This is a genomic window from Microbacterium sp. KU4F, from assembly GCF_056868075.1.
This window is the reverse complement of sequence record NZ_CP200324.1, coordinates 1,016,869-1,041,796: the sequence shown is the minus strand read 5'-3', so window position 1 is coordinate 1,041,796 and position 24,928 is coordinate 1,016,869. Positions and strand designations below refer to the sequence as shown.

Genomic DNA, 24,928 nt, shown 5'->3' with positions numbered 1-24,928 from the left:
CCTGCGCCTCGAGGCGGTCCTTCTCCTTCTGCGCCTTCTCCCGCTCCTCGCGGATCTCCTCGTGCGACTTCGAGTTGTTGGTCATGTCGGCTCCTCTCACTTCTTCTGGCGGGGTTTCTTGACGAACAGCGTCTCGGTCTGTTCGAGCTCCATGCCCTTGGTCTCGGGGATCTTCCAGAGCACGAAGACGAACGACAGGGCCGCGAAGATCGCGTACATCAGGTAAGTCAGCGGAAGCGACCAGGACGACAGCTCCGGGAAGGTCCACGACACGAGGAAGTTCGCGATCCACTGCGCACCGGCGGCCACGCCGAGGGCCTTTCCGCGGATGCGGCTGGGGAAGATCTCGCCGAGGAGCACCCAGACCAGCGGTCCCCACGAGGCGCCGAAGCCGACCACGAACAGGTTCGCCGCGACGAGGGCGACCGGCCCCCACGCGCCCGGCAGGGAGATGTCCGTGCCTTCACCGGTGGCGAACGAGAACGCCAGGGCCATGGCGCCCAGCGAGAGGGCCATCAGCACGGAACCCGTGAGCAGGATGGGCTTACGGCCCACCCGGTCGACGAGGAAGATCGCGATGAGGGTCACGAGCACGTTGGTGACGCTGGTGATGACGCTCACCAGCAGCGCGTTGCTCTCGTCGAAACCGACCGCCTGCCACAGCGTCGTCGAGTAGTAGAAGATCACGTTGATGCCGACGAACTGCTGGAACACCGACAGGATGATGCCGATCCACACGATCGGATTCAGCCCGAGCGCGGGGCCGGCGAGGCTGGCCTTCGCGTTCTTGCGATCCGTCTCGATGGCCGTCGTGAGCTCGTTGACGGTCTTGTCGAGGTCGGCGGCGGGCACGAGACGGGCGAAGATCTCCTTCGCCTCCTGGGTCCGGCCCCGCGCGAGCAGGTAGCGGGGCGACTCGGGCATCGTGAACGAGAGGATGCCGTACACGGCGGCGGGCACGACGCCGATGAGGAACATCCAGCGCCAGGCCTCCAGCCCCCACCACAGCGTGTCGTCGGCGCCGCCGGCCGCGCCGGCGAGCACCGCGTTGCTCAGCAGCGCGGCGAAGATACCGAGCGTGATGGCGAGTTGCTGCAGCGACGCCAGCGACCCGCGGATCTGCCGGGGGGCGACTTCGGCGATGTAGGCCGGCGCGACCACCGAGGCGATACCGATGCCGAGACCGCCCAGGATGCGCCACACGATCAGGTCGGGGACGCTGAAGGTCAGCGCGGAGCCGACCGAGCTGACCAGGAACAGCACGGAGCCCAGCAGCATGACGCGCAGACGCCCGAAACGGTCGGACAGGGCGCCGGCGAGGATGGCGCCGACGGCGCAGCCGAGCAGGGCGACAGCGACGACGAAGCCGGTGAGGATCGGCTCCTTCGTGTAGTCCGCCTCGATGGATTTCACGGCGCCGTTGATGACGGAGGAGTCGAACCCGAAGAGGAACCCGCCCACGGCCGCGGCGACGGAGAGTCCGATCGCCCGGCGTCCGAACGGACTGCGCATCGAGAACGTCCCCGTGGGGAGTGCTTCGGTGGTCATTTCGTCACCCTAACCCTGACAGCGTTCTCTCAGGGTCGGACTTGGCTCGACGGTTGTCTAGGGTTATACACATGACCGTGCACCTGCTCGGCGCGGCCGAGATCCGCGCGCTGGCCGCCGAGCTCGATGTCACTCCGACGAAGAAACTGGGGCAGAACTTCGTCGTCGACGCCAACACGGTGCGCAAGATCGTGCAGGTCGCCGGTGTCGCCGCCGGTGAACACGTCGTGGAGGTCGGACCGGGGCTCGGCTCGCTGACCCTGGCGATCCTCGAGACCGGCGCGAGCGTGGTGGCGGTCGAGATCGATCACCGTCTCGCCGAGCGCCTCCCGGCCACGGCGCGAGCGCACGGGGTGCGCGACGGGATGCTGCGCGTGGTGGATGCGGATGCGCTCACCATCCGGGAGCTGCCGGGGGAGCCGACGGTGCTCGTGGCCAATCTGCCGTACAACGTCTCGGTCCCTGTGCTCCTGCACTTCCTCGAGCACTTCGGTCACCTCGAGCGCGGGGTGGTCATGGTGCAGGCCGAGGTCGGCGAGCGACTCGCTGCACCTCCCGGGTCCAAGATCTACGGTGCTCCGAGCGTCAAAGCCGCCTGGTACGGCGCCTGGCGGCTCGCGGGAACCGTGTCGCGCCAGGTGTTCTGGCCCGTGCCCAACGTCGACAGCGTGCTCGTCGGCTTTCGGCGCGACGCCGCGGCGCGCGGCGACGAGGCTGAGCGCGTGGCGACGTTCCGGGTCGTGGACGCGGCGTTCCAGCAGCGCCGCAAGATGCTGCGCCAGGCGCTGTCCGGGCTGTTCGGCGGCTCGGCCGCATCCGCCAGCGCCGTTCTCGAGGAGGCGGGCGTGGACCCGACCCTCCGGGGCGAGCAGCTGACGATCGACGACTTCCAGCGGATCGCGCGGGTGTCCGCATGAAGGTTCCCGTCGTCCTGTTCGTGTGCGTCCACAACGCGGGACGCTCGCAGATGGCCGCCGGCTTCGCCCGCGCGCTGGGCGGCGACGGCGTCGAGGTGCGCTCGGGCGGCTCCGAGCCCGCATCCGCGATCAACCCCGTCGCGGTCGAGGTCATGGCCGAGCGAGGCATCGACATCACCCGGAACGTGCCGCAGCTACTGGCGACTGACGATGTGCGCCAGGCCGATGCCGTGATCACGATGGGATGCGGCGACGCCTGCCCGATCTTCCCCGGCAAGCGCTACGAGGACTGGGAGTTGCGCGATCCCGCCGGGCAGGGCCCGGAGCTGGTCCGTGAGGTGCGCGACGACATCGAGGCCCGCGTGCGCCGACTCCTCGTGGAGCTCGACGTCATCTCCGCCTGAGCGTCCCGCCCCGGATCGTCACCGGCTGCAACTGAGGGATTTACCGTGTGTTCAGCCACCGGTACGAAACATGCCGGTAACGTTCGCGGGAACGATGGCCGCGCCCGAGCGGCCCGTGAAAGGGACGAACCGATGCGTGCTGGGGAGTATCCGGCGGCGGAACGCGTACTGCTGCACCTGAGCGACACCCATCTGCGAGCGCCGGGGCCGAAGTTGTTCGACCGCGTCGACGGACTCCGCCTGCTCGAGCGGGCCCTCGAGCGCATCGAGGCGAGCGGTATCCGCCCCGACGGCATCGTCTTCACGGGCGACCTCGTCGATCTGGGCGAGGCGGATGCCTACACGGCCCTGCGCGGCCTCGTCGAGCCGTTCGCCCGGCAGCTGGACGCGCCGGTGTTCTGGGTGATGGGCAACCACGACGAGCGCGGCGCGTTCCGCGCGCGCCTGCTGGATGCGGCCCCCGCCACGACGCCGTTCGACCGCGTCGACGAGATCGACGGGCTTCGGCTCATCACCCTGGACACCACCGTCCCCGGCGCGCACCACGGCGAACTGCGCCCCGCGCAGCTCGTGTGGCTCCGGGAGCAGCTGGCACAGCCGGCGCCGCTGGGCACGATCCTCGCCATGCACCACCCGCCCGTGCCTAGCGTGCTGCCGCTCGCGGCCAGCGTCGAGCTGCGCGATCAGCGCGCGCTCGCCGAGGTGCTGCGCGGGAGCGACGTGCGGGCGATCATCGCCGGCCATCTGCACTATTCGACCTTCGCGACGTTCGCCGGCATCCCGGTCTCGGTCGCATCCTCGACCTGCTACGCGCAGGACCTCACGGTCCCCGTCGGAGGCACCCGTCCGCAGGACGGCGCACAGTCGTACAACCTGGTGCACGTGTTCGCCGAGACCGTCGTGCATTCCGTCGTCACGGTCGACGCGCCGCATCCGCTCGAGTACATCGACCCGCTCGAGGCGCAGCGCCGCCTACACTCGGCGGGCATCGCCCAGGACGTCAGCGCAGGGCGGACGCCTCCGACCGCTCCCATCCCGATCCTTCGCTGACCGCGGGAAGCTCCCACGGGGCGCGCACCGGGAACATGCGCTCCAGGAGCTCTGTGACCACCCGCACGCGCACCTCTTCGGGAACCTCGGCCGAACCGCCGTCGTTGAGGCAGAACATGTCGATGTCGCGGCGCTCGCCCAGCCGGCTCATGCGTCGCAGCGACTCCGCCATGGTCGTCTGGTAGTAGCGGGTGCGCGGCGCGGTCGTGGCGACCGCGCGACCGGTGAAGGCGGCGTAGTAGTGGTACAGGCTGTTCGTCACCGAGATGTCGGTGGCAGAGCGGAACCGGGATGCGGCGGTGCGCGCGAAGTCCTCGGCGAACGTCTGCTCCAGCTCGGCCATGACGCTGCGTCGGAGCGGCGTGGCGCAGTGCTCGAGATCGTGTGTGATGGTGCGTCCGAAGCGCTCGCGCAGGAGCTCGCGGTTCACCCGCAGCGCGTTGTCGTGGCCGCTGCGGTGAGGCGCGTTCGGCCCCGTACCGATGCGCACGTCGCACTCCACGAACTGCGAGACGCCGGCGGGGGAGAAGAACAAGCCCGGCGCGACGGGCCGCCCGAAGAACATGTCGTCGTTCGAGTAGAGGAAGTGCTCGGCCAGACCGTCGATGCGGTGCAGCTGCGCCTCGACCGCGTGCGAGTTGTGGATCGGCAGCACCGAGGTGTCGGCGAAGAACTCCTCGCTGCGCACGACTGTCACCCGCGGGTGGTCGGCGAGCCAGGACGGCGTCGGCGAATCGGTGGCGATGAAGATGCGACGCACCCAGGGCGCGTACATGTACACGCTGCGCAGCGCGTAGCGCAGTTCGTCGACGTGCCGGTAGCGGGCCGGCCCGTCATCGCCTTCGCCGACCACGTAACCGGCCATCTGCGCCGCGCGCTGACGCTGGAACTCGCTCGACGAGCCGTCGACCCACGAGAAGACCATGTCGATGTCGTCGACCATCTCGTTCGGATGCGGGTCGAACATGCCTCGCAGGCTCTGCCAGGTGCGGCCATGACGCTGGATGTTGACGCGCTCGATGTCGGCGGCGGCGATGATGCGCCGGGTCAGCGCGTTGGCGTGCGGGGCCTCGACCGTCTCGGCGCCGAAGCGCCAGAACTCCAGGCGTACGCCGTGCGACGCGCCGTACCGCAGCGATCCGGCCAGGCGCGGGCGGAACACGCGCAGCGCGCTCGGGGCGCCGCGGCGCGGGGTGTGATCCGGCGCGGGCACCGCGCTCAGGCCCTTCGGCTTGACGTACACCGGTTCGCCGACGCACAGCCGCGTCACGGCGTCCCAGGCGCGGTCCTGATCGGCGACGTCCACCACGATCGCCTCGTCGCGCAGCCCGTGGCGCACGAGCAGCGGCTCGATGCCGGCATCCGTCAACGCGTCCGCGATCATCGCGAGATCTGCGAGGTGCGCGTCGTGCGGGGAGAGATCGTCGTGACGGAGGTGGAGCATGCCCGCTTCGAGCACGATGTCCTCACGCGTCAGAAGCGCCGCCCAGGGGTGAGGGTCGGCGGGAAGAGCAGACAGAGAGACCATCTCGTCAGCGTAGAGCGCGCGCATTACGGGGGAGTTTCGCAAGGGGCCGCGCTCCGCGGCCGCCCTGGATAGGCTGCAGTGGTGACTGCGCCGCGTTTCCGTCCGAACGTCCCCGAGATCCACCGCCCCTACACCGCCGCCGACGAGCGCTACGGTGCGATGGATTACCGCCAGGTCGGCCGATCGGGCCTGTATCTGCCGCCGATCTCGCTGGGGCTGTGGTGGAACTTCGGCGACAACGTCGCGTTCGACAAGCAGCGCGAGATCCTGCGTCACTCCTTCGACAGGGGCATCACGCACTTCGACCTCGCGGACAACTACGGGCCGCCCTACGGTGCCGCGGAGACGAACTTCGGGCGCATGATGCGCGAGGACTTCGGCCGCTACCGCGACGAGCTGATCATCTCGTCCAAGGCGGGTTGGGACATGTGGCCCGGCCCCTACGGCGATTACGCCTCGCGCAAGCACATCCTCGCCGGCGCCGAGCAGTCCCTGAAGCGGATGAACCTCGACTACGTCGACATCTTCTACTCGCACCGCGTGGACCCGGTGACCCCCATCGAGGAGACCATCGGCGCCCTCGACACCCTCGTGCGCCAGGGCAAGGCGCTCTACGTCGGCATCTCGTCGTACAGCGCCGAGCGCACCGCCGTCGCCTCGGCGGTGGCGCGCAGCCTCGGGACGCCGCTCGTGATCCACCAGCCCGCGTACTCGATCCTCAACCGCTGGGTCGAGGACGGTCTGACCGCAGTGCTGCGCCAGGAGGAGATGTCGGCCATCGCCTTCACGCCGCTCGCGCAGGGACTGCTGACCGGCAAGTATCTCGGCGACGGGCGCGGTCATCGCTCGCAGACCCGCAGCTCGCTTCCCGACAAGCCGCTCTCGCACGCCACGATCGCGGCGCTGCGCGGACTCAACGTCGTGGCGAAGGAGCGGGGTCAGACACTCGCTCAGATGGCGATCCAGTGGGTGCTGCGCGAGCCGACGGTCGCGTCCGCGCTCATCGGCGCGTCGAGTGTCGAGCAGATCGACGAGAACCTGGCAGCTCTGGCCGGCCCCGCGTTCGACACGGAGGAGCTCGAGCGCATCGACGCGCTCGCGGAGGGCATCGACGTCGACCTCTGGGCGGTGTCCTCGAAGCTGTGAGCATCTCGCGAGCGTCGTCGCGCGTCCATGTGCGCGCCCCGGGGAAGATCAACGTCTTCCTCGAGGTCGGTCAGGTGCAGGACGACGGCTATCACGACGTCGCGAGCGCGTACCAGGCCGTATCGGCGTTCGAGGATGTCTGGGCGACGCCGGCCGACGCGATCAGCGTCGAGGTGACGGGTTCCGTGGATGTGGCCGGCGTGCCGCTCGACGACCGCAACCTCGCCGTCCGCGCTGCGCGGCTCCTGGCTGCGGAGACCGGCTATCGGGGCGGGGTGCATCTCGAGATCCACAAGGGCGTCCCCGTGGCGGGCGGCATGGGAGGCGGGTCCGCGGATGCGGCGGCGACTCTTCTCGCCTGCGACGCCCTGTGGGACACCCGGCTGGGAACGGCGCAGCTCCACGCGCTCGCTGCGCGGCTGGGAGCCGACGTGCCCTTCGCGCTCATGGGGGGCACGGCGGTGGGCGTCGGGCGCGGCGACGAACTGAGTCCCGCTCTCGCCCGCGGACGCTTCGACTGGGTGATCGTCACGAGTCAGGACGGCCTGTCCACGCCGGAGGTGTACCGCGCGCTCGATGAGCATCGGGCCCGCCACGCGCTCGACATCTCGCCCGCTTCGCGTCGGCCGCTGGTCGACAACGACGTGCTCCACGCGCTGCGAGCGGGGGATGCCGCCATGCTCGCCTCATCCGCTCGCAATGATCTGCAGGTCGCGGCCCTGACGCTGCGTCCGAGGCTCGGCGACGTCCTCGAGGCGGGGGAGCGCGAGGGCGCGCTGGTGGGCCTCGTCTCAGGGTCGGGGCCTACGCTCGCCTTCCTCACAGCCGACGCCGAAGCGGCGATCGAGCTCCAGATCGTGCTCAGCGCGAGCGGGCACGTCGCCCACCACGTGCACGGGCCGGTGCCCGGCGCCCGGATCATCGACTGAGCGCGCCGCTCGTCAGGAGGATATGCATGTCTGCCCACGACGTCATCGCCCGTCAGCACGAGGGGCCGGTCGACGCCGCATCCGCTGCGCGTCTGGCGAGTGACGGCCTGCAACTCGTGCGTCTCTCCGACGACGACGACCGCTCGTTCGACGGCTGGCAGGCGGCCGTCGCGCGTGGGTTCCTCGACGACGAGCCCAGCGACGTGCAGCGCGAGACCGGTCGGGGGCTTCGCGGGCACCGCCGGATGGTCGCGGTGCTCGACGACACCGCCCCGCAGCCCGAGGTTCCGGTGGGAACCCTGGCCTCGTGGGTGGGGAGCTGTCCGTTCCCGGCGGTGTCGTCGACTCCTGCGCGATCAGCTCCGTCACGGTGGCACCCACGCACCGTCGGCGCGGCATCTGGCGCGCGATGATGGAGGGCGAGCTGCGCACGGCAGCGGCGCTCGGGCTGCCGGTCGCGAGTCTGACGGTGAGCGAATCGACGCTCTACGGTCGGTTCGGATTCGCGCAGGCGGTCGCCGTGGCGAGCATCGAGATCGACGTCAAGCGCGCGGCGTGGGCGGGGCCTGCGCCCTCCGGCCGGGTGGACTTCATCTCGCGCGAGCGTTGGCGCGAGCTCGCGCCCGAGCTGTTCGACCGTGTCCGGGTCACGCGACCGGGCGAGGTGGAGATGCCCCGCGGGCACTGGGGACGCTTCGCCGGCACCCGGGCCGATGCCGAGAAGCCCGGCCACACCCGTGCCGTCCAGTACCGGGACGCCTCCGGTGAGATCACGGGTCTCGCGCTGTACTCCGTCGAGGAGAACCACGACGACTTCACCCGTTCGAGCGTGACGGTCGCGAACCTCACGGCGGCGGATGCGGACGCGTACGCGGGCCTGTGGCGCTTCTTCGTCGAGATGGACCTGATCGGGACGGTACGTGCGAGCGAGCTGGCGGTCGACGAGCCGCTGCTGTGGATGATCTCGGATCGCCGCGCCGCCACCCTCATCCTTCGCGACCACCACTACCTGCGCGTGCTCGATACGCCCGCGCTGCTGGGGTCACGGCGGTACGAGGGGGCGGGCTCGGTCGTGCTCGACGTGCAGGATCCACTGGATCTCGCGGGCGGGAGGTTCCGCCTAACGGTCGGAGAGGACGGCGCCGCGTCGGTCACCGAGACCGACGACGATGCCGACGCGCGCCTGGGCGTCGCGGAGCTCGCCGCGATCTTCCTCGGTCAGGTCTCGGCGGTGACCCTCGCCGCGGCCGGTCGCATCGACGCCGACGATCCCGTGACGCTCGCCCGCCTGTTCGGCTGGCACCTGCCGGTCCGCTTGAGCTACTGGTACTGACGCAGCGCCAGCACATGACGCCCCATGACGCAACCTGCGGCGCCGGTGTCGCCGGGGGTCGGTAACGTTGGTGCTTCTCCGCTGTTCTGCGGGGGTGTGGCGCGGCTGGGAGGCGGCGATGAAGGCTCTTTTGGGTGACACGGTGCTCGCGGAGGCTCCGAAGGAAGATCTGATCCGCATCGAGGGCAATTGGTACTTCCCGCCGGCGAGCATCACCGACGGCGTCCTCGTCGACAGTCCGACGCCGTACACCTGTCCGTGGAAGGGTGCGGCGCACTACTTCACGGTCACCGCGGACGGCCGGGAGCTTGCCGATCGCGCATGGTCCTACCCCGAGCCCTACCCGGGTGCGATCGAGAAGGTCGGCGCGGATTTCTCGGGGTACGTGGCCTTCTGGAAAGAAGTCGAGGTCACCGAGTGAGCCTCGCCCGGGACCGAGCATGATCGAGTTCCGCGGCGTCGACAAGCAGTTCCCCGACGGCACGCGTGCGGTCACGGACTTCTCCCTGGTCATCCCGTCGCGCCAGACCACGGTGTTCGTGGGCTCGTCGGGATGCGGCAAGACGACGCTGCTGCGCATGATCAACCGCATGGTCGAGCCGACAGCGGGCGTCATCGAGATCGACGGTGAAGACGTGTCGACGGGCTCGCCCGTGGCGTTGCGCCGGCGGATCGGCTACGTCATGCAGAACTCCGGTCTGCTTCCGCACTTCACCGTCGCCGACAACATCGCCACCGTGCCGGTGCTGAACGGCACCTCTCGCCGTGACGCGCGGCGCCGGGCGCTTGAGCTCATGGAGACCGTCGGGCTCGACACGGCCCTCGCCGATCGCTACCCGAGCCAGCTCTCGGGCGGCCAGCAGCAGCGCGTGGGCGTGGCCCGCGGCCTCGCCGCAGATCCCAACATCCTTCTGATGGACGAGCCGTTCGGCGCGGTCGATCCGATCGTGCGCGCCGAGCTCCAGCAGGAGCTCATCCGCCTTCAACGCGACCTCGACAAGACGGTGGTGTTCGTCACGCACGACATCGACGAGGCGTTCCTGCTGGGCGATCAGGTCGTCATCCTCGCGAAGGGGGCGCAGAAGCTCCAGGTCGGCAGCCCGAGCGAGATCATGCAGGCGCCCGCCGATGACTTCGTGTCGGCCTTCATCGGCGCCGACAAGGGCAAGCGCGCGCTGCGACTCAAAGAGGTGGGCGGGCGCACGGTGGTCGTCGACGCCGAGGGGCGCACGCAGGGCGCGCTCGTCGAGAACGGCGACTGAGATGGCCTGGGTGCTCGCGAACCTCGGAATGATCGCGGAGTTGGCTCTCGATCACCTGCGCCAGAGCCTCATCGCGATCGTCGTCGGATTCGTACTGTCGATCCCGCTCGGCTGGGTGGCATGGCGGTACCGCCTGCTGCGCGGCTGGGTGATCACCGTCACCGGGCTGCTTTACACGATTCCGTCCCTCGCTCTGCTCATCCTGTTGCCGACGGCGCTCGGCTACCGCATCCCGACGGAGTTCAACCTCATCGTCGGTCTCACGATCTACGCGATCGCGATCCTCACGCGCGCCGTGACGGATGGCCTGGACTCGGTGGATGCGGGCGTGCGTCAGGCGGCGACGGCGATGGGCTACGGCGGCTTCCGACGCTTCTTCGCCGTCGATCTGCCGTTGGCAGGGCCCGTGATCCTGGCCGGGCTGCGGGTCGCCGCGGTGTCGACCATTTCGCTCGCCACGGTCGGCATCCTCGTCGGCGTCACCAATCTCGGTTATCTCTTCACGAACGGCCTGCAGCGCCGCATCCTCGAGGAGGTCTTCGCGGGTGTGGTCGCCGTCGTGATCCTCGCGCTCGTCGTCGACCTGCTGCTCGTGCTTCTCGGACGCCTGGCGATGCCGTGGAGCCGCACGGCCCGCCCGACCCGTCGGCGCGTGGCCGAACGAGCGGAGGCGGCCGCATGAACGTCTTCTGGGATGCGATCCTCTGGCTCTTCTCGCCCGAGCAGTACACCGGCCCGAGCGCACTGCCGGTGCTGCTGCTGCAGCAGCTGGGCTACACGGCGGTGGCGGTGGCGATCGCGGGCGTGATCGCGATTCCCGCCGGACTCGCCATCGGTCACACCGGTCGCGGCCGTGAGATCGCCGTGGCGGTCTCGGGTGCTGCCCGTGCCGTGCCGTCCTTCGGACTGCTGGTGCTGCTGGTGCTGCTCATGGGCGTGCTGCACAAGCCGGAGGCGGCGGTGGTGACCTTCGTCGTGCTGGCCATCCCGGCGCTGCTCGCCGGTGCCTATTCCGGCCTCGAGGCGATCGATCGCCGTGTCATCGACGCCGCCCGCGCGATGGGCATGACCGAGTGGCAGATCCTGTGGCGCGTCGAGATCCCGCTCGGCCTGCCGCTGCTGGTCGGCGGCATCCGCTCCGCCGTGCTGCAGGTCGTCGCCACCGTGACGATCGCCGCCTACGTCGGCCTCGGCGGCCTCGGCCTGCCGATCATCCAGGGCATTCCGCTGCGCAGGATCGACCAGGTGCTCGGCGGGGCGATCGTCGTCGCCCTTCTCGCGCTCGTGCTCGACGCGCTGCTCGCCCTCGCACAGCGCGCCGCCGTGCCCGCCGGCATCCGTGTCCAAGCACCGTCGCGCACGCCGCGGCGGCTGCGCTCCCGACCCGTGCAGGCCGCCTGAGCCTCCCGCACACGTCCCGAATCCACCAGGAAGGAACACCATGTCCACAGCATTCCGCCGCCGCGTCGCCCTCATCGGCGCCGTCGCACTCACCTCGGCGCTGGCCCTCGCCGGCTGCGCGTCCTCTTCCGACCCGCTCTCCGACGGCGACCAGACGAAGGCGCCGTCCGACACGATCGTCGTCGGCTCCCAGGACTACTACTCGAACGAGATCATCGCGGAGATCTACGCCCAGGCACTCGAGGGCGCCGGCTTCACGGTGCAGCGTGACTTCACGATCGGTCAGCGCGACGCCTACCTGCCCGAGCTCGAGAGCGGCGCCATCACGCTGTTCCCGGAGTACACCGGCAACCTGCTCCAGTTCTTCGAGCCCGACACCGAGGCGCGCTCCTCCGACGACGTCTACGCCGCGCTCAAGGACGCCCTGCCCGACAACCTCACGGTGCTCGACCAGTCGACCGCGAGCGACCAGGATTCCTACACGGTCACCGAGGCGTTCGCCGAGCAGTGGGGGCTGGAGACGATCGCCGACCTCTCGAAGGTCACGGAGCCGTTGACCCTGGGCGGCCCGCCCGAGCTCGCCGACCGTCCGTACGGGCCCACGGGTCTCAAGAGCACCTACGGCATCGACGTGACCTTCCAGGCGACGGGGGCGACCACGGTCGAGGACCTCGTGGCAGGCACGGTGAACGTCGCCAACGTGTTCACGGCCGACCCGCAGATCCAGACCCAGAAGCTGAAGGTTCTGGAGGACCCGAAGTCGCTGTTCCTCGCGTCGAACGTCGTCCCGCTCGTCAACAAGGACGTCGCCGGCGACATCGCCGACGTCATCAACAAGGTGAGCGCCGCGCTGACGCCCGAGGGCCTCGTCGCGCTGAACGTGGAGAGCACGGTCGACAAGTCGTCTTCCGCGGACATCGCGAAGAAGTGGCTGGCGGACAACGGGCTGAGCTGACCGCATCCGTCATCGAAGGGCCCCCGGCGTGCACCGCGTCGGGGGCCCTCCGCCGTCATGGGACCTTCGCCCCTGCTGCGTGCGGATGCGCGCGCCTAGCGTCGAAGACACAGGGCGCCGAGGGGATCGGCGCGGAAGGGCTCATCATGCAACGCGCACTCGTCGTCGGCGGCACCGGCCTCCTCGGCTACCACACCACGCAGGAGCTGCTGCGTCGCGGCTATCCGGTCGCGACTCTCGCGCTTCCCGCCACCGACGCGCCGGAGCTGCCGGTGGAGGTCGACGCCCACTGGGGCGACCTGAACCTGATGACCGACGGCGAGCTCACTGACCTGCTCACCGGAACGGATGCGGTGTTCTTCGCGATGGGTGCCGATGAGCGCACGCTCCCGCCCGCTCCCGCATCCCGCTTCTACTACGAGGCCAACGTGGTGCCGACGCAGCGCCTCGCACGCCTCGCGCGCGCGGCCGGCGTCCGGCGCTTCATCGTCTTCGGCTCCGACACCGCCGAGTGGGGCGAGCGCTGGCCCGAACTCGGGTTCCGTACCCGCAACGCCTACCCGCGCTCCCGCTACGCGCAGGAGGAGGTCGCCGTCCTCGAGGGCGACGGCGCGATGGATGTCATGGTGCTGCGCCTGCCCTACATCTTCGGTGTCGTGGCCGGGCAGCGTCCGCGCTGGCAGGCCGTGCTGGATGCGGTCGCAGCCAGTGCCGGCCCGATCCCCGTGCTGGGCGGCTCCACGTCCGCCGTCACGGTACGCCAGGTCGCGCAGGCCGCCGTCGGTGCGATGGAGCGCGGCACGCACGGCAGCCGGTACACCCTGAGCGCGTACGAGCTGAGCCATTCTCAGTTCCTCGAACTATGCTGCGAGGCGGTCGGTCGTGACCCGCACGATGTCGCGGTGGTGCCGCTGGGCGACCTGCTTCCCGCCTCAGAGGCCCGCGAGGCCGAGGTGCAGGCGGTCGGACGCGAGTTCGGCCTGCACCCCGCCGACACGGCACTGCTCGGTGAGAAGCGCGCGGTGGGGGATGTGGCCGACACGATCGCCCTCGACGTCGAACCCGACGACGTGCTGGGCGAGATCCGCGCCTGCCTCGCCTGGTGCGTCGAGCACCCGCGCGAGGCTGTCCCCGCCTGACGGGCCTTCGGCGGGGCGCTCAGTCGTCGAGCGCCTCGCCGAGTTCCAGCCAGCGCTCTTCGAGCGTGGCGACCTCGGCGACGTGTGCATCACGCGTGCGCTGCAGCTCGAGCAGCCGGTCGTAGTCGTCGTGGGCGTCCGCGAACCGGGCGTCCAGGGCAGCAATTTCGGTCTGCAGCTTCGCGAGACGCCGGTCGATCGCCGACAGCTCCTTCTCGGCGGCGCGGCGCTCGGCGCCCGCCAGCGCGGGGGAGGCGGCGGTCGCGTTCGCAGGACCCCGTCGTTCCGCGCCCGTGCTCCGAGGCTGCGCGGCGCGCAGCTTCAGATACTCGTCGACGCCGCCGGGCAGGTGCCGGAAGCGGCCGTCGAGGATCGCATACTGCTGGTCGGTGACGCGCTCGAGGAAGTACCGGTCGTGCGAGACGACGACGAGGGTGCCCGGCCAGGAGTCGAGCAGATCCTCCATGGCGGCGAGCATGTCGGTGTCGAGGTCGTTGGTCGGCTCGTCGAGGATCAGCACGTTGGGCTGCGACAGCAGCACGAGCAGCAGCTGCAGCCGGCGCTTCTGACCTCCTGAGAGGTCCTTCACGGGCGTCGAGAGCTGCGCGCTGGAGAAGCCCAGGCGCTCGAGCAACTGGCCGGGGGTGAGCTCCTGCGCCTTCGATCCCGCCCCGAAGGAGTACGTCGTCCGCAGGCCCGCGAGCACGACGCGCACGGGGGAGTCGAGGTGCTCGTCGAGCTCGTCCATACGCTGCGAGAGCGTCGCGACCTGCACGGTCTTGCCGCGCTTCACCCGTCCCGCGGTCGGTGCGATCTCGCCCGAGACGAGCCCCAGCAGAGTGGACTTGCCGGCTCCGTTCACGCCGAGGATGCCGGTGCGCTCGCCCGGGGCGATGCGCCACTCGACCTCGTGCAGCACCTCGCGATCCCCGTAGGAGACGGAGGCGTCGAGCAGATCCACCACGTCTTTGCCGAGCCGGGCGACGGCGAGGGAGCGCAGCGAGACGCTGTCGCGGATCTCGGGCACGTCGGCGATGAGCTCGTTCGCCGCATCGATGCGGAACTTCGGCTTCGACGTGCGGGCCGGTGCGCCGCGCCGCAGCCACGCCAGCTCCTTGCGGGCCAGGTTCTGCCGCTTCGACTCGATCGCCGCGGCCTGCCGGTCGCGCTCGACGCGCTGCAGGATGTATGCGGCGTAGCCGCCTTCGAAGGGCTCGACGATGCGGTCGTGCACCTCCCAGGTCACGGTGCACACCTCGTCGAGGAACCACCGATCGTGGGTCACGACGAGTAATCCGCCGGCGTTCGCGGGCCACCGCTTCTTCAGGTGCGCAGCCAGCCAGCTGATTGCCTCGACGTCGAGGTGGTTGGTCGGCTCGTCGAGGGCGATGACGTCCCAGTCGCCGGCGAGGAGGGCGGCGAGTGCCACGCGTCGCCGCTGCCCTCCGGAGAGGGTCGCGACATCCGCATCCCAGTCGAGATCGCCGAGCAGCCCCGCGATGACGTCGCGGGCGCGGGCGTCGCCGGCCCACTCGTGTTCGGGGCGGTCGCCGACGACGCTCTCGCCGATCGTCCGCCCGTCGACGAGGGTGTCGGCCTGATCGAGCACGCCGATGCTGACGCCGCCGCGGACCGTGACGCGCCCGCTGTCGGGTTCGGTGCGGCCGGCGAGCATGCCGAGAAGGGTGGACTTGCCGTCGCCGTTGCGGCCGACGATGCCGATGCGGTCGCCCTCATTCACGCCGAGCGAGACGGAGTCGAAGACGACCTTCGTCGGATATTCGAGATGGAGCGCTTCGCCGCCGAGTAGATGAGCCATGTTGCTTCCAGGCTACGCAGTCTGGTCTGTATCAACGCATTGACACACGAGATCCCCTGCGTGTATCAGTTGATTGATACAGGTGGGAGGCGGGATGGTTGAGGCAGTCATCGTCGGATATGTCGCATGCGTGACCGCGGTGATCGCGGTCGTGTGGCGGCGGGGGCGCAGCGGCAGGGAAGACACGAGGTCGTTGTCGCCGATGGTGCGCCGGCTCCTGCAATCGGCCCGTCGGCGCGCGCTCGCCGCCATCGTGGTCGCAGGAGGGGTCGTCGTCTGCTTGTCCGCGGCATCATTCTTGGCTTCCCGGCTCGTCGGCCTGCCCATCCTGATCGCCCCGGCCATCGGGGCGATCTCAGGACTTCTCCTGTACGCGGCGATGCCGCCTCGCGTCGGGGACGCGGGGCCCGACATCCCCCGCGAGGCCTCGCTCACCCCGAGGACACCGCTTTCTCACCTCGGTCGACGCGGTGTCGGCCTCTTCGTGCTGCTCGTCGTCGCCCAGCTGCTCTTCGTCCTGTTCGCGGGCCTCACCGGCAGCGCCGACGAGAGGGGGCGAGAGAGAACGATCGCATTCGACACCGGGGAGTACACGACGGCGGCCACTCCGTATCCGGGGTGGTTCTATGGGGTCCCTCTCCTCGTTGCGACGTCGATGCTCGTCGCGTCGACGTTCCTCGCTCTGCGGCGAGTCAGCTCCACCCCGGCCCTCGGCGATCATCGGCTCGCCGACGTGGACGCGTCGTGGCGTCGCGAGACCGCGCAGATCATCCTGCTCGTCGCCCTCTCGGCGGTTCTGCTTCCCCTCGGCGGCGTGGTGTTGCAGGCCGGCCTCTCGATCGGCCGTGCGTATGTCGTCGGGGTCGGAGTGGCATGGATCGTCGCCGCGCCGATTCTCGCGGTCGTCGGCGTTCTGGCGTTGGCCTGCAGCGTCGTCGCGGTGATCATGGCGGCACGTCGGACGATCGTGCTTCCGGTGTCCGTCGCGGTGGAGGCGGGGAATCGTGCCGCGTCCGAGCGCCGGATGGCCGCGCGATGATCGTGCTCGATCCGGGCAGCGCCGTGCTCCCGTCGGAACAGATCCGTGGGCAGATCGCCGGCCTCATCCGGTCGGGGAGTGTCGCCGGTGGCCACCGGCTGCCGTCGGTGCGTCAACTGGCCGCTGATCTGCGCGTCGCACCGGGGACGGTGGCGAAGGCATACTCGGCCCTCGAGGCCGAGGGTCTGCTCGAGACCAGCCGAACCCGCGGCACACGAGTCGCGCTCCACCGCGCGCACCCCGAGGAGGTGCGACGCGCGGCCCGACGCTACGTGGATGCCGTCGCGGAGCTCGGCCTGGAGCAGGCGCTCGGTGCGGTCAGAGCCGCATGGCTGGCGCGCGCTTCGGGTTCGCCTCGCGGGTCTGCCGAGGGGGCCGCATCCGAATAGTCGAGCTCTCCGCCGCCGAGCGCGCTCGATGCGGTTGGTACGCTCGCAGCATGCAATGCCGGTGACCCGCCTTCTTCTCCCGCACACGCGCGCTCGCGCGCCCCGGAAAGGGTCCACCCATGCATGCAGATCTTCCCCTGAGCGGCCGCACCGCTCTCGTCACCGGCGTCTCCCGCCGTCGTGGCATCGGCTACGCCGTCGCCCGCTCACTCGCCGCCCGCGGCGCGCATCTCGTCATTCAGCACCACCGTCCACACGACGCCGACCAGCCGTGGGGCGCCGACGACCTCGACGCGGTCCGCGCCGGCATCCGTGCCGAGCTCGCCTCCGGTGCGACGCTGACCGACATCGGCGCGGATCTCGCCGACACCGAGGCGATCGGTCGGGTGATGGATGCAGCCGCCGCTGCGACCGGCACCGTCGACATCCTCGTCTGCAATCACGCGAAGAGCGGCGACGACGGCAGTATCCTCGATATGACACCCGAGCGTCTCGACGCGTTCTGGCAGGTGAACGCGCGCTCGACGCTGCTGCTGACGGCGGAGTTCGCCCGCCGCAAGGCTCCGAGTCGGGACGAGCAGCGGCGCCCCGGGGAGCGCGTGAGCGGAGCGAAGCCCTACGCTGCGCCGCAGGGCCACGTCATCTGGATGACCTCGGGTCAGATCCACGGGCCGATGCGGGGAGAGATCGCCTACGCCGCGAGCAAGGCCGCGCTCGCCGGCATCACCGCATCCGTTGCGGCGGAGCTGCTGGAGCTCGGCATCGTGCTGAACACGGTGAACCCGGGGCCGGTGAACACCGGCTACCTGGACGCCGAGACCGCGGACCGTCCGCTGGGCGGCGTCGAGGAGTACCTCCGGACGACCCCGTTCGGGCGCTTCGGCCGTCCCGAGGACGCGGCGGAACTGATCGCCTGGCTGACCAGCGCCGCGGGAAGTTGGGTGGTGGGTCAGGTGCTCACGGGCGACGGGGGCTTCTCGCTGGGCTGAGCACGGTCGTTCAGTGCAACAAGAACTCCAGCATCACAACGAGCAGGCCCAGGAACGCGGTGCCGACGGCGCCGAGCAGGCGCACCCAGAGCTTCGCACCGGTGCGGGCGTAGGCGGAGAACCCGAGGATGGCGAGCATCGCAATAGCCGCCCAGATGCCGGCATCCTGCACGTCGCCCGCGTCCGAGGTGAAGAACGCCGTGATGATCATGGCGATCGTGGACGGCGCGCACGCGTAGAGCATGCCGAGTGAGTGGATGAAGGCGAGTCGTGTTGCGGCACCGAGGCCGTGGCGACCGTGGTCCGAGAGGGTGTGCGCGAACACGTGCGCGAGGTAGAAGACGACCAGGCTGCTGATGGCTACCGAGAGCAGCTCGCTGACGGGGCCTTCCTCATCGGCGATCAGCACGACCGTCGTGTAGACGATGAGGCCGTAGACGGCGACGGGGGTGCGGAAGCGGTTGTCGAACCAGCGCTGCAGCTTGCGGTGCCGAGCCGCATCCGGGGCGGGGGCTGCGATCGTGTCGTCGCTCATGTGTCGAATCCCAGGGAGAGTTTGCGCAGGAGGGCGGCGAGGCGGTCCCGGTCGCTGCGCGAGAGTCGCTGCAGCAGCAGGGCCTCCGCATCGACCAGGCGGGTGATGGCCGCGTCGACGCGGGTACGGCCCTCGTCGGTGAGGATCACGTGGACGCTCCGGCCGTCGGCCGGATCCGCCTCGCGGCGCACGAGCCGGCGCCCCACGAGCCGGTCGATGCGATTGGTCATGGTGCCGCTGGAGACGAGCGTCTGCTGCAGCAGCTGCTTGGGGCTGAGCTGGTACGGCTCGCCGGAGCGCCGCAGCGCGGAGAGCACGTCCCACTCCCACGGCTCCAGGTCGCTGCGGCGGAACGCCTCGCGTCGGGCGCGGTCGAGGTGGCGCGAGAGGCGGTCGACGCGCGAGAGCACCTCGAGCGGCGAGAAGTCGAGGTCCGGGCGCTGGGTCATCCACGACCCGACGATGCGGTCGACCTCGTCGCTCTCTGTCGCCATGAGGCCATTATGGCGATCGGTGCTCGCTCGCGCGCACCCGCATCCGCTCGCCCCTTCTCACGCACTTCCTCCCCGCGAGACTGCATTTCCCGCACGAGATCACTGTCATTACCCGTGATCTCGTGCGAAAGATGCGGTCTCGCGGGGAAGGGGTGGGCGGATCCGGATGCGGCGGGCCGGGCGTGGGGAGTGGGATGCGGACGCGGTGAGGTCGGGAGCGGGAGCGGGAGCGGATGCGGGAGCGGGAGTGGGAGCGGATGCGGGCGGGTCGGGCCTCAGGTGGCAGACTGGGGGAGCCCGCCCGAGTGCGGGCGGTCCGCCGTGGTGTAATGGCAGCACGACAGCCTTTGGAGCTGTGAGGTCTAGGTTCGAGTCCTGGCGGCGGAGCATGTCGGAATCGCTCACGGCGCCCCTCGCCGTCATCGTCCTCGCCGCCGGTCAGGGAACGCGCATGCGTTCCCGCCTTCCCAAGGTGCTGCATCCGCTCGCCGGGCAGCCGCTCGTCGGTCACGTGCTGCGCACGGCGCGCGCCCTCGAACCGGCGCGCGTGGCGGTCGTGGTGCGGCACGAGCGCACCCTCGTCGCCGAGGCGGTCGCCGCCCTCGCGCCCGACGCGGTCGTCGTCGATCAGGATGAGATCCCCGGCACCGGACGCGCCGTCGAGCTCGGCCTTGCGGGCCTCGACGCCTTCGACGGCGACGTGCTCGTGCTGAGCGGCGACGTGCCGCTGCTCGAGGCCGAGACCCTGCAGGCGCTCGTCGAGACCCACCGGGCGCGCGAGGCGGCCGTGACGCTGCTCAGCGCGGTCCTGGCCGACCCCACCGGCTACGGCCGGGTGCTGCGCGACGCGTCGGGCGATGTGGAGCGCATCGTCGAGCAGAAGGATGCGACCGACCACGAGGCCGAGGTCGCCGAGATCAACGCGGGCGTCTACGTCTTCCGTGCCGCGGCGCTGCGCCGTCATCTCCCGGATGTCGGCCAGGCCAACGCGCAGGGCGAGAAGTACCTGACAGACGTCGTGGCGCTGGCCCGACGCGCCGGTGAGCGCATCGCCGTGGGTCAGTCGCCGGATCCGGCGGCCGCCCTCGGCGTGAACGACCGGGTGCAGCTCGCCGAGGCCGCCCGCATCCTCAACGCCCGCACGGTGCGTCGCTGGCAGCTGGCGGGCGCCAGCATCCTGGATCCCGCGACGACCTGGATCGACGTCGACGCGACCCTCGCCGAAGACGTGACGGTGCTCCCGGGCACGTATCTCCTCGGCGCGACGTCCGTCGCCGCGGGCGCGACGATCGGCCCCGACACGAGCCTCACCGACTGCGAGGTCGGCGAGGATGCGGTCGTCCGTCGCACGGATGCGACCCTGGCCGTCATCGGCCCGCGCGCGAACGTCGGGCCGTTCGCCTACCTCCGCCCCGGAACGACGCTCGCGGCCGACGGCAAGATCGGAACGTTCGTCGAGACGAAGAACTCGCAGATCGGCGAGGGCAGCAAGGTGCCCCACCTCTCCTACATCGGCGACACGACGATCGGCCGCGGGGTCAACCTCGGCGCCGGCGCCATCACCGCGAACTACGACGACGTCTCCAAGCACCGCACCGAGATCGGCGACGAGGTGCACAGCGGTTCGCACAATGTGTTCGTGGCGCCGGTTAAGATCGGAGACGGCGCGAAAACCGGTGCCGGAGCTGTCATCCGCAAGGATGTTCCGGCCGGTGCCCTGGCTCTCAGCGTCGCCCCTCAGCGCAACGTCGAGGGATGGGTCGAGAACAACAGGCCGGGCACGGCCGCAGCTGATGCGGCGAAGCGCGCACGGACCGCACAGGAAGCTGGCGATGGCACGCAAAGATAAGACGGTCGATCTGGATCGTGAGCGCGGAATCGCTCCGGGACTGGTCGCCAAGACCAAGAAGCGTCTCGTCGTGGCTTCGGGGCGTTCGCATCCCGAGCTGGCGACGGAGGTCGCCGCGCAGCTGGGCACGCAGCTCGTTCCCACCGAGTACCGCACCTTCGCCTCCGGCGAGATCCTGACCCGCTTCGAGGTCTCGATCCGCGGCTGCGACTTCTTCCTGCTGCAGAGCTTCGGCCCGCCGGTCAACGAGTGGCTCATGGAGACGCTCATCATGCTGGACGCGGCCAAGCGTGCATCCGCCAAGCGCATCACCGTCGTGGCGCCGTACTTCCCTTACTCCCGTCAGGACAAGAAGGGCCGCGGTCGCGAACCGATCAGCGCCCGCCTGGTCGCCGACCTGCTGAAGACCGCGGGCGCCGACCGCGTCATGAGCGTCGATCTGCACGCCGCTCAGATCCAGGGCTTCTTCGACGGTCCTGTCGACCACCTGTTCGCGAAGCCGGTGCTCCTCGAGTACTTCGAGCGCACCCTGACCCCCGAAGACCGCGCGAAGCTCACGGTCGTCTCCCCGGACACCGGTCGGGTGCGGGTGGCCGACACGTGGTCGGACAGCCTCGGCGCGCCGCTGGCCATCATCCACAAGCGTCGCGACCCCAACGTCGCCAACCAGGTCACCGTCAACGAGATCGTCGGCTCGGTCGCGGGTCGCGTGTGCCTGCTGGTCGACGACATGATCGACACCGGTGGCACGATCGTCAAGGCGGCGCAGGCACTCAAAGCCAGCGGCGCCGAGCGCGTCATCGTCGCGGCCACGCACGCCGTCTTCAGCGACCCCGCCACCGAGCGCCTGCAGGATGCGTCGATCGACGAGGTCGTGGTGACCGACACGATCCCGCTTCCCGAAGAGAAGCGTTTCCCCGCGCTGACCGTCCTGCCGATCGCTCCGCTTCTGGGCCGTGCGATCCGCGAGGTCTTCGAGGACGGCTCGGTCACGAGCATGTTCGACGGCGCCGCCTGACGGCTCGGTATCCACATTCCCCCGGGATTCATAGCGGTCGCAAAAGTCGGCTGCGCAGGATGGTCCATGCCGCCGCATGAAGCGGACGGTTACGACAGCGCGAGGGACGCGCACGGCATACGCCGCGCTCGTCTGTCGAGGCACCGCATCCAGGAGGACCGAAAATGATCCGCACGAACGCCGTACCCCGCCCCGTCCGCACTGCCGCCGCCGTCATCGGCGTCGCTGGGGCCTTCGCCCTTGCCGGCTGCTCCTCGCAGGCCGCAACCACCGACGCCGACACGAGCGATGCTCCGGCCACGTCGAGCACCCCGCTGAGCACCGGTTCCTCGGATGCGGGCTCGAGCTCGAGCTCTGGCACCTACAAGGACGGCACGTACACCGCCGAGGGTTCGTACCAGACACCTGAGACCGTCGAGAAAATCACCGTCGAGGTGACGCTGGCCGATGACACGGTCACTGCTGTCACCGTGACCGGCGACCCGCAGGCGCGCGAGTCGCAGCAGTACCAGGGCCAGTTCATCGGCGGTATCTCGGACGAGGTCGTCGGCAAGAAGATCGACGACATCAAGGTCAGTCGGGTGGCCGGCTCGTCGCTCACGAGCGGCGGCTTCAACCAGGCCATCGAGGAGATCAAGACCGAAGCCAAGGGCTGATGTCCGAGCTGTGGCGGTTCGACGCGATCGGCACCCGATGGGAGATCGAAACCGCTGAGCCCGTCGCGGACGAGACCCGCACCCTGATCGGCGCCGTCATCGACGGCTTCGATGAGGAGTGGTCTCGATTCCGCTCGGACTCGCTCGTGAGCCGCCTCGCCGCCGACGGCGGCGAGGCGGCCGCGCCGGCCGACGCCGTGGCGATGCTCGATGTGTACCGCGAGCTCGATGCGGCGACGGCGGGGGCGGTGAATCCATTGGTGGGGGACAGCCTCGCCCGTCGCGGATACGACGCCGTGTACTCGTTCGTCGATCACGGGGCCGCTCCCGCGCCCTCGTGGCGGCAGGTGCTCGAGTGGGACGCGCAGACGCTGCGTCTCGCGCAGCCGGCGCTGCTGGACGTGGGCGCGCTCGGCAAGGGACGCCTGGTCGACCTCGTCGCCGAGATCCTCGAGGGATCCGTGGCCGGCGGCTTCGTCGTCGACGCGAGCGGAGACATGGCCGTGCGCGGCGGACCCATCCGGGTGGGCCTCGAGCATCCCTTCGACCCCTCACGGGCGATCGGCGTGTTCGAGGTCGAGGATGCGGCGCTGTGCGCGTCCGCGATCAACCGCAGGGCGTGGGGCGAGGGCCTCCACCATGTGCTCGACGCCCGCACCGGGGTTCCGGTGCGCACGATCGTCGCCACCTGGGCGCTCGCATCCGATGCGATGCACGCCGACGCGGCGGCGACCGCACTCTTCTTCGACGGCGGCCCGGAGCTGGCCGCCGAATGGGGGGTGTCGTGGGTGAGAATGACCACCGACGGCACCGTCGAATGGTCCGCCGACCAGAAAGCCGAGTTGTTCCTGTGATCGCCTCCTTCACCGCCGGCGCGAATCGGGTCACCGCCCTGTTCGGGAGCCTGTCGATGTATCGGCTCGTCCAGCTCGCGCTGGGCGTGCTCGCCGCCATCGCGTTCGTCCTCTCATTTGCAGGCCTCGTCGTCCCCACGCCGTGGGAGCTGCTGGTCACCGCCGTCGTGCTGGCCGTCGTCGGCGTCCTCGCCGACACGACCGCGCAGCGGATACTGGGGCTCCCGCTGCGCACCGAGTCGACCCTCATCACCTCGGTGATCCTGCTGTTCGTGCTGCGTCCGACGATCGAGCCGATGGGGCTCGTGGGCATCGCGATCGCGGCTCTGGCCGCATCCGTCTCCAAGTACCTGCTGGCCTGGCGTGGCCGCCACATCTTCAACCCGGCGGCCGTGGGAGCGACGGTCGTGACGATCGTCTCCGCGCTGCTGCCGCTGGATTCGGGCATCGGCGGCTCGGCCTGGTGGGTGGGGACGCCCGTGCTGTTCGGGCCGGTGCTGCTGCTCGGGCTCATCGTGCTCTGGCGCACCGAGAAGATCCGCGTCGTCGGGCTCTTCTTCGTGGTCGCCGTCATCGTCAACCTGATCCGCGTCTTCGTGCAGTACCAGCAGTCGGGTCTCGCGATCGATGCGGGCACCGTGATCGGGCAGGTGCTGACCGCATCCCCGTTCCTGTTCCTGGGCGCGTTCATGCTCTCCGAACCGCTGACGCTGCCACCGCGTCGTTGGCAGCAGTACACGGTGGCCGCGGTCGTCGGCGTGCTGGCGGGCTGGCCGATCCCGGTCGGGTACATGACGCTGGGGCAGGAGCGGGCGCTGCTGATCGGCAACCTGATCGCGTTCCTGTTCTGCCTGCGTCAGGCTGTGCGTCTCACCCTCGTGGAGCGCCGGTCGCCCAGCGCCACGGTGCGCGAGCTCGTGTTCCGGGCCGAGCGTGGTCTCGCCTTCAGGGCGGGGCAGTACCTCGAGCTCGACGTGCCGCACCGCCGCGCCGACGCCCGAGGAACCCGACGGGAGTTCAGCATCGTCTCCGCGCCCGAGGACCTGCCCACCGTCCGTGTCGCGTACCGCGACGGGGTCGGGCCGCAGAGTTCCTACAAGAAGGCCCTCGGCGAGGTGGAGCTCGGCAAGAAGCTGGCCGTCACGGGGATCTGGGGTGACTTCGTGCTGCCGAAGGACACCTCGCGACCCGTGCTGCTGGTGGCTGCCGGCATCGGCGTGACACCGTTCGTGTCGCAGTTGCGTCATCTCACGGCGAGCGGCGTGCGCCGTGACATCGTGCTCGTGTTCGTGGCCTCGGATGCCGGTCAGCTCGTGTTCCGCGACGACCTCGCCGCGTCCGGGGTCCCGGTCGTCGTGTTCACGCCGGACGATCCGGGAACGCTGCCCGCGAACTGGACGTGGGCCGGTCCCGAGCGCATCGATGCCGGACATCTCGCCCGCGTCGTGCCCGACATCGGCCAGCGCCACGCGTACGTCTCGGGCCCGCCCCGGCTGATCGCCGACCTCGCGCCCGCGCTCGAGAAGGCCCGCGGCATCACGACCGACGCCTTCAGCGGCTACTGACCTCGCGTCGCGCGTGTGGGGTCGGGGCCCGGGGGCCCGGGGGCCTGGGGTCATGGGGCAGGGGCCCGGGGGAGGTCCGGCGTGAAGGTCGGTTCCGCCATCCGGGTGC

26 protein-coding genes and 1 tRNA gene are annotated in these 24,928 nt (G+C 70.1%); 22 read left to right on the top strand and 5 right to left on the bottom strand.

All coding sequences use genetic code 11. The features are described 5' to 3' along the window. Positions 1 to 96: 96 nt before the first annotated feature. Positions 97 to 1,548: a sugar porter family MFS transporter gene (locus tag AC1VNH_RS05290; protein WP_483110219.1), complete on the bottom strand. Its 1,452-nt coding sequence runs from the start codon at positions 1,546 to 1,548 to the stop codon at positions 97 to 99. Between the two features lie 71 nt (positions 1,549 to 1,619). On the opposite strand from AC1VNH_RS05290, the gene rsmA reads away from it, so the two are divergent. The 3 genes from rsmA (at position 1,620) to AC1VNH_RS05275 (ending at position 3,919) form a co-directional block, all read left to right on the top strand. After that, a complete protein-coding gene (rsmA, locus tag AC1VNH_RS05285; RefSeq protein ID WP_483110218.1) occupies positions 1,620 to 2,465 on the top strand; it encodes a 16S rRNA (adenine(1518)-N(6)/adenine(1519)-N(6))-dimethyltransferase RsmA in 846 nt (281 codons plus the stop codon). Next, the gene (locus AC1VNH_RS05280; RefSeq protein WP_483110217.1) at positions 2,462 to 2,869 is read left to right on the top strand and encodes an arsenate reductase ArsC; all 408 of its coding nucleotides are present in this window, start codon (positions 2,462 to 2,464) and stop codon (positions 2,867 to 2,869) included. The genes rsmA and AC1VNH_RS05280 overlap by 4 nt, the downstream gene beginning before the upstream one ends. Before the next feature lie 132 nt (positions 2,870 to 3,001). Continuing rightward, positions 3,002 to 3,919 (top strand): phosphodiesterase, encoded by a 918-nt coding sequence (locus tag AC1VNH_RS05275; RefSeq protein WP_483110216.1) that lies wholly within the window; start codon positions 3,002 to 3,004, stop codon positions 3,917 to 3,919. Here AC1VNH_RS05275 and AC1VNH_RS05270 read toward each other — a convergent pair. Continuing rightward, the gene (locus tag AC1VNH_RS05270; RefSeq protein WP_483110215.1) at positions 3,870 to 5,447 is read right to left on the bottom strand and encodes a stealth conserved region 3 domain-containing protein; all 1,578 of its coding nucleotides are present in this window, start codon (positions 5,445 to 5,447) and stop codon (positions 3,870 to 3,872) included. The genes AC1VNH_RS05275 and AC1VNH_RS05270 overlap by 50 nt on opposite strands. A gap of 159 nt (positions 5,448 to 5,606) precedes the next feature. Between AC1VNH_RS05270 and AC1VNH_RS05265 the strand changes: the two genes are divergently transcribed. The 10 genes from AC1VNH_RS05265 (at position 5,607) to AC1VNH_RS05220 (ending at position 13,612) form a co-directional block, all read left to right on the top strand. Next, complete coding sequence (locus AC1VNH_RS05265) at positions 5,607 to 6,593, top strand: aldo/keto reductase (protein WP_460740836.1); 987 nt, start codon at positions 5,607 to 5,609, stop codon at positions 6,591 to 6,593. After that, positions 6,590 to 7,522 (top strand): 4-(cytidine 5'-diphospho)-2-C-methyl-D-erythritol kinase, encoded by a 933-nt coding sequence (locus AC1VNH_RS05260; protein ID WP_483110214.1) that lies wholly within the window; start codon positions 6,590 to 6,592, stop codon positions 7,520 to 7,522. The genes AC1VNH_RS05265 and AC1VNH_RS05260 overlap by 4 nt, the downstream gene beginning before the upstream one ends. Positions 7,523 to 7,548: 26 nt before the next feature. After that, the gene (locus AC1VNH_RS05255) at positions 7,549 to 7,935 is read left to right on the top strand and encodes a hypothetical protein (protein ID WP_483110213.1); all 387 of its coding nucleotides are present in this window, start codon (positions 7,549 to 7,551) and stop codon (positions 7,933 to 7,935) included. Then, the gene (locus tag AC1VNH_RS05250) at positions 7,830 to 8,855 is read left to right on the top strand and encodes a GNAT family N-acetyltransferase (RefSeq protein ID WP_483110212.1); all 1,026 of its coding nucleotides are present in this window, start codon (positions 7,830 to 7,832) and stop codon (positions 8,853 to 8,855) included. The genes AC1VNH_RS05255 and AC1VNH_RS05250 overlap by 106 nt, the downstream gene beginning before the upstream one ends. Positions 8,856 to 8,973: 118 nt before the next feature. Then, a complete protein-coding gene (locus AC1VNH_RS05245) occupies positions 8,974 to 9,276 on the top strand; it encodes a DUF427 domain-containing protein (RefSeq protein ID WP_243227364.1) in 303 nt (100 codons plus the stop codon). A gap of 19 nt (positions 9,277 to 9,295) precedes the next feature. After that, the gene (locus tag AC1VNH_RS05240; protein ID WP_483110211.1) at positions 9,296 to 10,117 is read left to right on the top strand and encodes an ABC transporter ATP-binding protein; all 822 of its coding nucleotides are present in this window, start codon (positions 9,296 to 9,298) and stop codon (positions 10,115 to 10,117) included. 1 nt (position 10,118) lies between these two features. After that, on the top strand, positions 10,119 to 10,799 hold the full coding sequence (locus AC1VNH_RS05235) for an ABC transporter permease (RefSeq protein ID WP_483110210.1): 681 nt from the start codon (positions 10,119 to 10,121) through the stop codon (positions 10,797 to 10,799). Continuing rightward, positions 10,796 to 11,518, top strand: a complete 723-nt coding sequence (locus AC1VNH_RS05230; protein ID WP_483110209.1) for an ABC transporter permease — start codon at positions 10,796 to 10,798, stop codon at positions 11,516 to 11,518. The genes AC1VNH_RS05235 and AC1VNH_RS05230 overlap by 4 nt, the downstream gene beginning before the upstream one ends. Positions 11,519 to 11,558: 40 nt before the next feature. Then, positions 11,559 to 12,473: an ABC transporter substrate-binding protein gene (locus AC1VNH_RS05225; RefSeq protein WP_243227368.1), complete on the top strand. Its 915-nt coding sequence runs from the start codon at positions 11,559 to 11,561 to the stop codon at positions 12,471 to 12,473. Positions 12,474 to 12,619: 146 nt separating this feature from the next. After that, positions 12,620 to 13,612, top strand: a complete 993-nt coding sequence (locus tag AC1VNH_RS05220; RefSeq protein ID WP_483110208.1) for an NAD-dependent epimerase/dehydratase family protein — start codon at positions 12,620 to 12,622, stop codon at positions 13,610 to 13,612. Between the two features lie 19 nt (positions 13,613 to 13,631). Here AC1VNH_RS05220 and AC1VNH_RS05215 read toward each other — a convergent pair whose 3' ends face one another. Beyond that, positions 13,632 to 15,431, bottom strand: coding sequence for an ABC-F family ATP-binding cassette domain-containing protein (locus tag AC1VNH_RS05215; protein ID WP_483110207.1), 1,800 nt, complete (start codon positions 15,429 to 15,431; stop codon positions 13,632 to 13,634). 94 nt (positions 15,432 to 15,525) lie between these two features. On the opposite strand from AC1VNH_RS05215, the gene AC1VNH_RS05210 reads away from it, so the two are divergent. The 3 genes from AC1VNH_RS05210 to AC1VNH_RS05200 all read left to right on the top strand — a co-directional run bounded on the left by AC1VNH_RS05210 (position 15,526) and on the right by AC1VNH_RS05200 (position 17,848). Continuing rightward, the gene (locus AC1VNH_RS05210) at positions 15,526 to 16,470 is read left to right on the top strand and encodes a hypothetical protein (RefSeq protein WP_483110206.1); all 945 of its coding nucleotides are present in this window, start codon (positions 15,526 to 15,528) and stop codon (positions 16,468 to 16,470) included. Continuing rightward, entirely contained in the window at positions 16,467 to 16,859 is a 393-nt protein-coding gene (locus AC1VNH_RS05205) for a GntR family transcriptional regulator (RefSeq protein ID WP_483110205.1), read from the top strand. Before AC1VNH_RS05210 ends, AC1VNH_RS05205 begins: the two co-directional genes overlap by 4 nt. Positions 16,860 to 16,978: 119 nt before the next feature. After that, positions 16,979 to 17,848 (top strand): SDR family oxidoreductase, encoded by an 870-nt coding sequence (locus tag AC1VNH_RS05200; RefSeq protein WP_483110204.1) that lies wholly within the window; start codon positions 16,979 to 16,981, stop codon positions 17,846 to 17,848. A 10-nt stretch (positions 17,849 to 17,858) separates the two neighbouring features. Here the strand turns inward: AC1VNH_RS05200 and AC1VNH_RS05195 are convergent, their stop codons facing one another. Both AC1VNH_RS05195 and AC1VNH_RS05190 read right to left on the bottom strand, forming a co-directional pair. Next, positions 17,859 to 18,383, bottom strand: a complete 525-nt coding sequence (locus AC1VNH_RS05195; protein WP_483110203.1) for a hypothetical protein — start codon at positions 18,381 to 18,383, stop codon at positions 17,859 to 17,861. Further along, a complete protein-coding gene (locus AC1VNH_RS05190; RefSeq protein ID WP_243227373.1) occupies positions 18,380 to 18,877 on the bottom strand; it encodes a MarR family winged helix-turn-helix transcriptional regulator in 498 nt (165 codons plus the stop codon). The genes AC1VNH_RS05195 and AC1VNH_RS05190 overlap by 4 nt, the downstream gene beginning before the upstream one ends. A gap of 315 nt (positions 18,878 to 19,192) precedes the next feature. Between AC1VNH_RS05190 and AC1VNH_RS05185 the strand changes: the two genes are divergently transcribed. The 6 genes from AC1VNH_RS05185 to AC1VNH_RS05160 all read left to right on the top strand — a co-directional run bounded on the left by AC1VNH_RS05185 (position 19,193) and on the right by AC1VNH_RS05160 (position 24,819). Next, positions 19,193 to 19,264, top strand: a tRNA-Gln gene (locus AC1VNH_RS05185). 1 nt (position 19,265) lies between these two features. Continuing rightward, positions 19,266 to 20,726, top strand: a complete 1,461-nt coding sequence (glmU, locus tag AC1VNH_RS05180) for a bifunctional UDP-N-acetylglucosamine diphosphorylase/glucosamine-1-phosphate N-acetyltransferase GlmU (RefSeq protein ID WP_483110202.1) — start codon at positions 19,266 to 19,268, stop codon at positions 20,724 to 20,726. After that, positions 20,710 to 21,744, top strand: coding sequence for a ribose-phosphate diphosphokinase (locus AC1VNH_RS05175; RefSeq protein WP_483110201.1), 1,035 nt, complete (start codon positions 20,710 to 20,712; stop codon positions 21,742 to 21,744). Before glmU ends, AC1VNH_RS05175 begins: the two co-directional genes overlap by 17 nt. 164 nt (positions 21,745 to 21,908) lie before the next feature. After that, positions 21,909 to 22,400, top strand: a complete 492-nt coding sequence (locus AC1VNH_RS05170) for an FMN-binding protein (RefSeq protein ID WP_483110200.1) — start codon at positions 21,909 to 21,911, stop codon at positions 22,398 to 22,400. Continuing rightward, entirely contained in the window at positions 22,400 to 23,254 is an 855-nt protein-coding gene (locus AC1VNH_RS05165) for an FAD:protein FMN transferase (RefSeq protein WP_483110199.1), read from the top strand. The genes AC1VNH_RS05170 and AC1VNH_RS05165 overlap by 1 nt, the downstream gene beginning before the upstream one ends. Continuing rightward, positions 23,254 to 24,819 carry an FAD-dependent oxidoreductase gene (locus AC1VNH_RS05160; RefSeq protein ID WP_483112695.1) on the top strand — a complete coding sequence of 522 codons (1,566 nt, stop codon included), beginning with the start codon at positions 23,254 to 23,256 and terminating at the stop codon, positions 24,817 to 24,819. Before AC1VNH_RS05165 ends, AC1VNH_RS05160 begins: the two co-directional genes overlap by 1 nt. Positions 24,820 to 24,928: the final 109 nt, after the last annotated feature.

What these genes read in the sequence shown, in the direction of transcription:
- AC1VNH_RS05290 (WP_483110219.1), bottom strand. Translation starts at nt 1,548, where the DNA reads ATGACCACCGAAGCACTCCCCACGGGGACGTTCTCGATGCGCAGTCCG.
- rsmA (WP_483110218.1), top strand. Translation starts at nt 1,620, where the DNA reads ATGACCGTGCACCTGCTCGGCGCGGCCGAGATCCGCGCGCTGGCCGCC.
- AC1VNH_RS05280 (WP_483110217.1), top strand. Translation starts at nt 2,462, where the DNA reads ATGAAGGTTCCCGTCGTCCTGTTCGTGTGCGTCCACAACGCGGGACGC.
- AC1VNH_RS05275 (WP_483110216.1), top strand. Translation starts at nt 3,002, where the DNA reads ATGCGTGCTGGGGAGTATCCGGCGGCGGAACGCGTACTGCTGCACCTG.
- AC1VNH_RS05270 (WP_483110215.1), bottom strand. Translation starts at nt 5,447, where the DNA reads ATGGTCTCTCTGTCTGCTCTTCCCGCCGACCCTCACCCCTGGGCGGCG.
- AC1VNH_RS05265 (WP_460740836.1), top strand. Translation starts at nt 5,607, where the DNA reads ATGGATTACCGCCAGGTCGGCCGATCGGGCCTGTATCTGCCGCCGATC.
- AC1VNH_RS05255 (WP_483110213.1), top strand. Translation starts at nt 7,549, where the DNA reads ATGTCTGCCCACGACGTCATCGCCCGTCAGCACGAGGGGCCGGTCGAC.
- AC1VNH_RS05245 (WP_243227364.1), top strand. Translation starts at nt 8,974, where the DNA reads ATGAAGGCTCTTTTGGGTGACACGGTGCTCGCGGAGGCTCCGAAGGAA.
- AC1VNH_RS05240 (WP_483110211.1), top strand. Translation starts at nt 9,296, where the DNA reads ATGATCGAGTTCCGCGGCGTCGACAAGCAGTTCCCCGACGGCACGCGT.
- AC1VNH_RS05235 (WP_483110210.1), top strand. Translation starts at nt 10,119, where the DNA reads ATGGCCTGGGTGCTCGCGAACCTCGGAATGATCGCGGAGTTGGCTCTC.
- AC1VNH_RS05230 (WP_483110209.1), top strand. Translation starts at nt 10,796, where the DNA reads ATGAACGTCTTCTGGGATGCGATCCTCTGGCTCTTCTCGCCCGAGCAG.
- AC1VNH_RS05225 (WP_243227368.1), top strand. Translation starts at nt 11,559, where the DNA reads ATGTCCACAGCATTCCGCCGCCGCGTCGCCCTCATCGGCGCCGTCGCA.
- AC1VNH_RS05220 (WP_483110208.1), top strand. Translation starts at nt 12,620, where the DNA reads ATGCAACGCGCACTCGTCGTCGGCGGCACCGGCCTCCTCGGCTACCAC.
- AC1VNH_RS05215 (WP_483110207.1), bottom strand. Translation starts at nt 15,431, where the DNA reads ATGGCTCATCTACTCGGCGGCGAAGCGCTCCATCTCGAATATCCGACG.
- AC1VNH_RS05210 (WP_483110206.1), top strand. Translation starts at nt 15,526, where the DNA reads ATGGTTGAGGCAGTCATCGTCGGATATGTCGCATGCGTGACCGCGGTG.
- AC1VNH_RS05205 (WP_483110205.1), top strand. Translation starts at nt 16,467, where the DNA reads ATGATCGTGCTCGATCCGGGCAGCGCCGTGCTCCCGTCGGAACAGATC.
- AC1VNH_RS05200 (WP_483110204.1), top strand. Translation starts at nt 16,979, where the DNA reads ATGCATGCAGATCTTCCCCTGAGCGGCCGCACCGCTCTCGTCACCGGC.
- AC1VNH_RS05195 (WP_483110203.1), bottom strand. Translation starts at nt 18,383, where the DNA reads ATGAGCGACGACACGATCGCAGCCCCCGCCCCGGATGCGGCTCGGCAC.
- AC1VNH_RS05190 (WP_243227373.1), bottom strand. Translation starts at nt 18,877, where the DNA reads ATGGCGACAGAGAGCGACGAGGTCGACCGCATCGTCGGGTCGTGGATG.
- glmU (WP_483110202.1), top strand. Translation starts at nt 19,266, where the DNA reads ATGTCGGAATCGCTCACGGCGCCCCTCGCCGTCATCGTCCTCGCCGCC.
- AC1VNH_RS05175 (WP_483110201.1), top strand. Translation starts at nt 20,710, where the DNA reads ATGGCACGCAAAGATAAGACGGTCGATCTGGATCGTGAGCGCGGAATC.
- AC1VNH_RS05170 (WP_483110200.1), top strand. Translation starts at nt 21,909, where the DNA reads ATGATCCGCACGAACGCCGTACCCCGCCCCGTCCGCACTGCCGCCGCC.
- AC1VNH_RS05165 (WP_483110199.1), top strand. Translation starts at nt 22,400, where the DNA reads ATGTCCGAGCTGTGGCGGTTCGACGCGATCGGCACCCGATGGGAGATC.